Genomic DNA, 6,437 nt, shown 5'->3' with positions numbered 1-6,437 from the left:
CTCGAACCGCGCTTCGCACGGCTCGGGCGGGAGGTGCCCCCACGCCGCCGCCAGGCCCGCCCTCCGGGCGGACGACGGGGATTTGACGACAGGGCCTGGCGGCGGTGGCTCGCCCGGTGCCCCGGCCCGCCGTGGCGTGCTGCACCTGCTCGTCCCGAGTTACGCTGCCGATCATGCTTGCCGCCGCCGCTGTCTGTCCCTGTCCGCCGTTGCTCGTGCCCGAGGTTGCCGCGGGTGCGGCGCCCGAGCTGGATGCCGCGCGCGCCGCGTGCACGGATGCGCTGGGGGTGCTCGCCGCCGCTCGGCCCGACCGGCTCGTGGTCGTCGGGCCGGTGGACAGCGGTGAGGTCGAGGCCTACCCGGAGGGCACCGTGGGTTCCTTCCGCGGGTTCGGCGTCGATGTCGACGTGCGTCTGGGGCGTGCCGGTGAGGAGGCGACGAGCGGGCGGGAGCTGCCGTACGCGCTCGCCGTGGGTGCCTGGCTGCTGGGGCGCACGGGATGGTCGGGCGCCCCGATCGAGGGACTCGGCGTGGGGGAACCTCTCGCGGCCGAGCGGTGTATCCAAGAGGGACGGGACATCGCCGCGCGCGCGGAGCGGGTGGCGCTGCTGGTGATGGGCGACGCCAGCGCGTGCCGGACGCTCAAGGCGCCGGGGTATCTCGACGAGCGGGCGGAGCCGTTCGACGCGGGGGTTGCCCGAGCGCTGGGGTCGGCCGATGTGAAGGCACTGCGTGAGCTGGACACCGGCCTGGCGCGCGAGCTGAAGGTGTCCGGCCGCGCTCCCTGGCAGGTCCTCGCGGGCGCGGGCGAACACGCCGCACTGGAGGGCGCGTTGCTGTACGAGGACGCGCCGTACGGAGTGGGCTACATCGTGGCCACCTGGTCGTAGCACTGCCCGCCCGGCAACCGGTCGTGAAACGGCGGACGGCCGGGAGCTGTTGCAGCGCTCCGCGGCCGTCCGCCTTCATGCCCCTGCAGTCATGAATCGGGGCAGTCCTGCCGTTGTCGTACGGTGCCGTCGCTCAAGAGGCGGGCGGGGGCCCGGCCGGCGGCGTGCTGCCACCCGCGTCCGGACCTCCTTCGTCCTTCTTGTGCGCGATGCGCTCCATGGCCTCCTTGGCCCTGCCCGTACCCGACTGGATCTTGTCGCTGTACTTGCCCTTGGTCCGCTGGTCGACGGTCCTGGCGGCCTTGTCCAAACCGTGCTGGATCTTGTCCCCGTGCTGCTGTGCGAGGTCCGAGACCTTGCCCTTCGCCGGGCCCAGCTTGTCCTTCATACGGTCCAGGAAACCCATGGTCCACCTTCCTCGCGGCAGTTACGTGCGGGCGCCCTCACCGGTCTCGGTGCCGGCCGCCTCGGAGGACTGCTGCTTGGGGATCTCGACGCTCTCCGTGCCCTGCGAGCCGGTGGCCTCGCCGGTCTCCGCCACCACCGGCTCAGCCGCCTCCGGTGCGTCGGACGACCCCTTCGCTGCTGCGGCCTCGGTCTCGGCCTCGGCCGCGTTCTCCTTCTTCGGCTCGGCTGCCGCTTCGCCCGCCTGAGTCCCGGCGGTCTGCGCCTCCTCCGTGGCCTTCGACCTCCGGAGAAGCCGTGCAAAAACGCCCATATCCACTCCATACGTTACTCGTGCGGGCGAAATCCCGCGTAGCCCGGTGCGTCCGTTTGCGCGACGCGGGCCACCGCCTCTGCGATCCGGCGGCAGGAACCTCGCAACGGGCAACGACGCCGCGCCGGTCGCGTCACGTAACTCGTTCGAGAGCAGTGTCGGAGGTTTGGGAGACTGGATCGGTGAGCAGCGCATCCCCCACCCCCCGCGTCATCGCCGTCGTCGGACCGACCGCGGCCGGAAAGTCCGATCTGGGCGTTTTCCTGGCCCAGCAGCTCGGCGGCGAGGTGGTCAACGCCGACTCGATGCAGCTGTATCGGGGGATGGACATCGGCACCGCCAAGCTGACGCCCGAGGAACGCGGCGGCATCCCCCATCACCTCCTGGACATCTGGGACGTGACGGTGACCGCCTCCGTCGCCGAGTATCAGCGTCTGGCCCGGGAGCGGATCGACGCGCTGCTCGCCGAGGGACGCTGGCCGGTCCTGGTCGGCGGCTCCGGCCTCTACGTCCGCGGGGCCGTCGACAACCTGGAGTTCCCGGGCACCGACCCCGAGGTCAGGGCACGCCTGGAGGAGGAGCTCACCCTGCGCGGCTCCGGCGCGCTGCACGCCCGTCTCGCCGCCGCCGACCCCGACGCCGCCCGGGCCATCCTGCCGAGCAACGGCCGCCGCATCGTCCGCGCCCTCGAAGTGATCGAGATCACCGGACGTCCCTTCACCGCCAACCTCCCCGGCCACGACTCGGTCTACGACACCGTCCAGATCGGCGTCGACGTCTCCCGTCCCGAACTGGACGAGCGCATCGCCCGCCGCGTCGACCGGATGTGGGAGGCCGGCCTCGTGGACGAGGTGCGCGCACTGGAGGCGCAAGGGTTGCGCGAGGGGCGTACGGCCTCGCGCGCGCTCGGCTACCAGCAGGTGCTCGCCGCCCTCGCCGGGGAGTGCACCCTGGAGGAGGCGCGGACCGAGACCGTCCGTGCCACCAAGCGCTTCGCGCGCCGTCAGGATTCATGGTTCAGGCGCGACCCGCGCGTGCACTGGTTGAGTGGGGCCGCGGCGGACCGCGGGGAACTTCCGCAGCTCGCGCTGTCGTTGGTCGAACGACCGGTTACAGCCTGATCACGTCATGGCATCGGGACGCCCAGGCCGTCATCCGGGCCTGTGGCGCCGTGCCATCATCGAGCTTCGATCGACCAAGTGGAGTCCTAGTTGGGAGGGCGCGTGGCGATGGAGGCCGGCCCTCGCGACACCGCACAAGGCACCGAACACCTCACCACCGAGCGAGGTGTACCGGACCAGGAGAACGACCGTCTCAGCCCTGATCTCAGCCCCGACGGGCCCGAGGAGACGCAGGGCGGTGTGACCGACGACGGCCCCGAGCCCGACGAGATGTTCACCGGCGGGGACGAGGTCGAGGTCGAACTGCGCCCGCAGCGTCGGCTGCGCCTGTGGCAGCTCGCCCCCATCGTGGGCCTGGCCGCGGTCGGCTCCCTGATGTTCGCCTTCCCGCTCGCCTTCGACTTCGGCGACAGCGGCGCGGTGATCGCCATGCTGGGTCTGCTGATCTGCTCCTGCGCGGCCGGCTGGGGCATGATGGCCGCCCGCAAGGTGGGCTACACCTGGCCGGGCCTGCCGGCCCGCGGCTCCGGACGCAGACCCGACTGGCGGGTCGTGATCGCCTACGCCGTGATGGTCGCCGCCGTGGTCGCCCTCGCCGTCTGGCGGGTCGCCCGGCTGCGCTGACCCGCGCGTACGGTGAGCCGGCCGCGACCGGCCGCCGGAACCGGCTGTCGTACCGACCCCGTACGATCGAGGAATGAGCACGCGGATCGCCTTCCTCAAGGGTCACGGCACCGAGAACGACTTCGTGATCGTCCCGGACCCCGAGAACGCCGTCGACCTGGCCCCCGCCGCCGTGGCCGCCCTGTGCGACCGCCGCGCCGGCATCGGCGGCGACGGGCTGCTGCACGTGGTGCGGTCCGCGGCACACCCCGAGGCACGGCCCATGGCGGACGAGGCCGAGTGGTTCATGGACTACCGCAACGGTGACGGCTCGATCGCGGAGATGTGCGGCAACGGAGTGCGTGTGTTCGCGCGCTACCTCCAGCGCGCCGGTCATGTGGCCGAGGGGGACATCGCGATCGCCACCCGCGGAGGCGTGAAGACCGTGCACATCGCCAAGGACGGAGACGTCACCGTCGGCATGGGCAAGGCCAGGTTCCCCGAGGGCGACGTCACGGTCAGCGTCGGCGAGCGCAGCTGGCCCGCCCGCAACGTGAACATGGGCAACCCGCACGCCGTCGCGTTCGTCGAGGACCTCGCCCACGCCGGCAACCTGTTGGCACCGCCCCCCTTCAGCCCCGCCTCCGCCTATCCGGACGGCGTCAACGTGGAGTTCGTCGTCGACCGGGGCCCCGGGCATGTGGCGATGCGCGTCCACGAGCGCGGCGCAGGTGAGACCCGCTCGTGCGGCACGGGCGCGTGCGCGGTCGCCGTGGCCGCGGCCCGCCGGGACGGCGTCGACCCGGCCGTCACCGGCACCCCCGCCACGTACACCGTGGACGTCCCCGGCGGCACCCTGGTGATCACCGAAGGGCCCGACGGCGAGATCGAGATGACCGGCCCCGCCGTGATCGTCGCCGAGGGGGAGCTCGACGTGGAGTGGCTGGAGAGCGCCGTCCGCTGAGTGCGGCGACGATCGCATGTCGCCGAGCGCGGAAGGCGTACGCACGTCGCCGAGCGCGGCGGACACACGCACGTCGCCGAGCGCCGCGTCGGCGTGACGAGCGCGGTGGGCCGAACCGGCCGGTGAGTCCGAGCGACTGGACCGGCCGGTGAGGCTGAGCGACCGGACCGTGAGGCTGAGCGACCGGACCGGCCGGTGTTGCCCGAGAGCCGCACCGGCCGTCGCTCGAATGGGTGATCCGTTTCACGCTCGGCGAGAGGCGGTCAGCCGCGCGTGTTGGGCTCGGTAGCATCAAGCACCGGCCCGGACGGGGGACGTACACCGTTCCCCTGAGCCCGAGTCCGCCCTTGGGCACCCCGTCCGCCGGTCCACGCAGCCGGAGGTGCCCATGAACGCGGAGACCGAGCATCCCCTCCCGCCCGCCCTGAACCCCGCGGCCCCGGGCCCGGTGACGCCGGGTCACGTCACACCGGCCGGGTCCCGCAGGAAGGCCCGCCCCCGGCTCGACCTGCGCCGGCTGGGACGCGCCGCGCTGCTCGGCGGCACCGCCCGCGACCGGCTGCCCGACGCGATCAGCCACGTCGTCGACGCCCACCGCGCCCACCACCCCGACGCCGACCTCGAACCCCTGCGCCGCGCCTACCTCCTGGCCGAGTCGTCGCACCGCGGGCAGATGCGCAAGAGCGGCGAGCCATACATCACGCATCCGCTCGCCGTGACCCTGATCCTCGCCGAACTCGGCGCCGAGACCACGACGTTGACGGCTTCTCTGCTCCACGACACCGTGGAGGACACGGATGTGACGCTGGAGCAGGTGCGCGAGCAGTTCGGCGAGGAGGTCCGCTATCTCGTCGACGGCGTCACCAAGTTGGAGAAGGTCGACTACGGCGCCGCGGCCGAGCCCGAGACCTTCCGCAAGATGCTCGTCGCCACCGGCAACGACGTCCGCGTGATGTCGATCAAACTCGCCGACCGGCTGCACAACATGCGCACGCTCGGCGTGATGCGCCCCGAGAAGCAGGAACGCATCGCCAAGGTCACCCGCGACGTGCTGATCCCGCTCGCCGAACGACTCGGCGTCCAGGCCCTGAAGACGGAGCTGGAGGACCTGGTCTTCGCGATCCTGCACCCCGAGGAGTACGAGCACACCCGGGAGCTGATCGTCCGCAACGCCGCCCGAGCCGACGACCCGCTCGCCGAAGTCGCCGACGAGGTACGCAAGGTGCTGCGCGAGGCCGACATCACGGCCGACGTCCTCATCCGGCCACGCCACTTCGTCTCCGTGCACCGCGTGTCCCGCAAACGCGGCCGGCTGCGCGGCGCCGACTTCGGCCGTCTGCTGGTGCTCGTGAACGAGGACGCCGACTGCTACGGCGTCCTCGGCGAGCTGCACACCTGTATGACGCCCGTCGTCTCCGAGTTCAAGGACTTCATCGCCGTACCGAAGTTCAATCTGTACCAATCGCTGCACACCGCCGTGGCGCGCGAGGACGGCCAGGTCGTCGAGGTGCTCATCCGCACGCACCAGATGCACAAGGTCGCCGAGGCCGGTGTCGTCGCGCTCGGCAACCCCTACGCAGCACCGCCGGAGGAGCAGTCCGCGAGCGACGGCGAGCGGGCCGACCCGACGCGGCCCGGATGGCTCTCCCGGCTCCTGGAGTGGCAGCGGGCCGCGCCCGACCCCGACACCTTCTGGTCCACCCTGCGCGAGGACCTCGCCCAGGACCGTGAGATCACCGTCTTCCGTCCCGACGGCGGCACGCTCGGCCTGCCCGACGGGGCGACCTGCGTGGACGCCGCCTACGCCCAGTACGGCGAGGACGCGCACGCCTGCATCGGGGCCCGGGTGAACGGCCGTCTCGCGACCCTGAGCACCGTGCTGAAGGACGGCGACACCGTTCAGCTGCTCATGGGCCAGGACCCCGCCTCGGAGCCGTCCCGGGAGTGGCTGGAGCACGCCCACACCCCCGCGGCCCGCATCGCCATCCAGCGGTGGCTCACCGCCCACCCGGCCCGGGACGACGCGGCGGCCGGTGAGGACGCGGCGGCCGGTGTGCGCCGCGGTGCCGGGGACGGCGCCGCGCCGCAGTCCGCTGAGCCGGTCGGGCAGTCGGCCACTGAAGGCACCAATGCAGTCCCAC

7 protein-coding genes are annotated in these 6,437 nt (G+C 72.3%); 5 read left to right on the top strand and 2 right to left on the bottom strand.

Features of this window, described 5'->3' with window-relative positions:
- The first annotated feature begins 173 nt into the window (after window positions 1-173).
- Window positions 174-890, top strand: coding sequence for a class III extradiol dioxygenase subunit B-like domain-containing protein (locus tag N4P33_RS31060; RefSeq protein WP_260830279.1), 717 nt, complete (start codon window positions 174-176; stop codon window positions 888-890).
- Between the two features lie 133 nt (window positions 891-1,023).
- Here the strand turns inward: N4P33_RS31060 and N4P33_RS31055 are convergent, their stop codons facing one another.
- Window positions 1,024-1,296 carry an antitoxin gene (locus tag N4P33_RS31055; protein ID WP_260830278.1) on the bottom strand — a complete coding sequence of 91 codons (273 nt, stop codon included), beginning with the start codon at window positions 1,294-1,296 and terminating at the stop codon, window positions 1,024-1,026.
- A gap of 21 nt (window positions 1,297-1,317) precedes the next feature.
- The gene (locus tag N4P33_RS31050) at window positions 1,318-1,608 is read right to left on the bottom strand and encodes a hypothetical protein (protein ID WP_260830277.1); all 291 of its coding nucleotides are present in this window, start codon (window positions 1,606-1,608) and stop codon (window positions 1,318-1,320) included.
- A gap of 182 nt (window positions 1,609-1,790) precedes the next feature.
- On the opposite strand from N4P33_RS31050, the gene miaA reads away from it, so the two are divergent.
- From miaA to N4P33_RS31030, 4 genes are all read left to right on the top strand, one after another.
- Complete coding sequence (gene miaA, locus N4P33_RS31045) at window positions 1,791-2,729, top strand: tRNA (adenosine(37)-N6)-dimethylallyltransferase MiaA (protein WP_260830276.1); 939 nt, start codon at window positions 1,791-1,793, stop codon at window positions 2,727-2,729.
- 108 nt (window positions 2,730-2,837) lie between these two features.
- Window positions 2,838-3,353: a hypothetical protein gene (locus N4P33_RS31040; RefSeq protein ID WP_260830275.1), complete on the top strand. Its 516-nt coding sequence runs from the start codon at window positions 2,838-2,840 to the stop codon at window positions 3,351-3,353.
- Between the two features lie 73 nt (window positions 3,354-3,426).
- Window positions 3,427-4,296, top strand: a complete 870-nt coding sequence (dapF, locus tag N4P33_RS31035; protein WP_260830274.1) for a diaminopimelate epimerase — start codon at window positions 3,427-3,429, stop codon at window positions 4,294-4,296.
- 388 nt (window positions 4,297-4,684) lie between these two features.
- A partial coding sequence (locus N4P33_RS31030) for a bifunctional (p)ppGpp synthetase/guanosine-3',5'-bis(diphosphate) 3'-pyrophosphohydrolase (protein ID WP_260830273.1) occupies window positions 4,685-6,437 on the top strand: 1,753 nt, incomplete at its 3' end.

It is taken from the genome of Streptomyces sp. 15-116A (assembly GCF_025290915.1).
Taxonomy (GTDB): domain Bacteria; phylum Actinomycetota; class Actinomycetes; order Streptomycetales; family Streptomycetaceae; genus Streptomyces.
The sequence above is the reverse complement of the archived record's forward strand: the minus strand, read 5'-3'. Positions and strand labels throughout refer to the sequence as shown.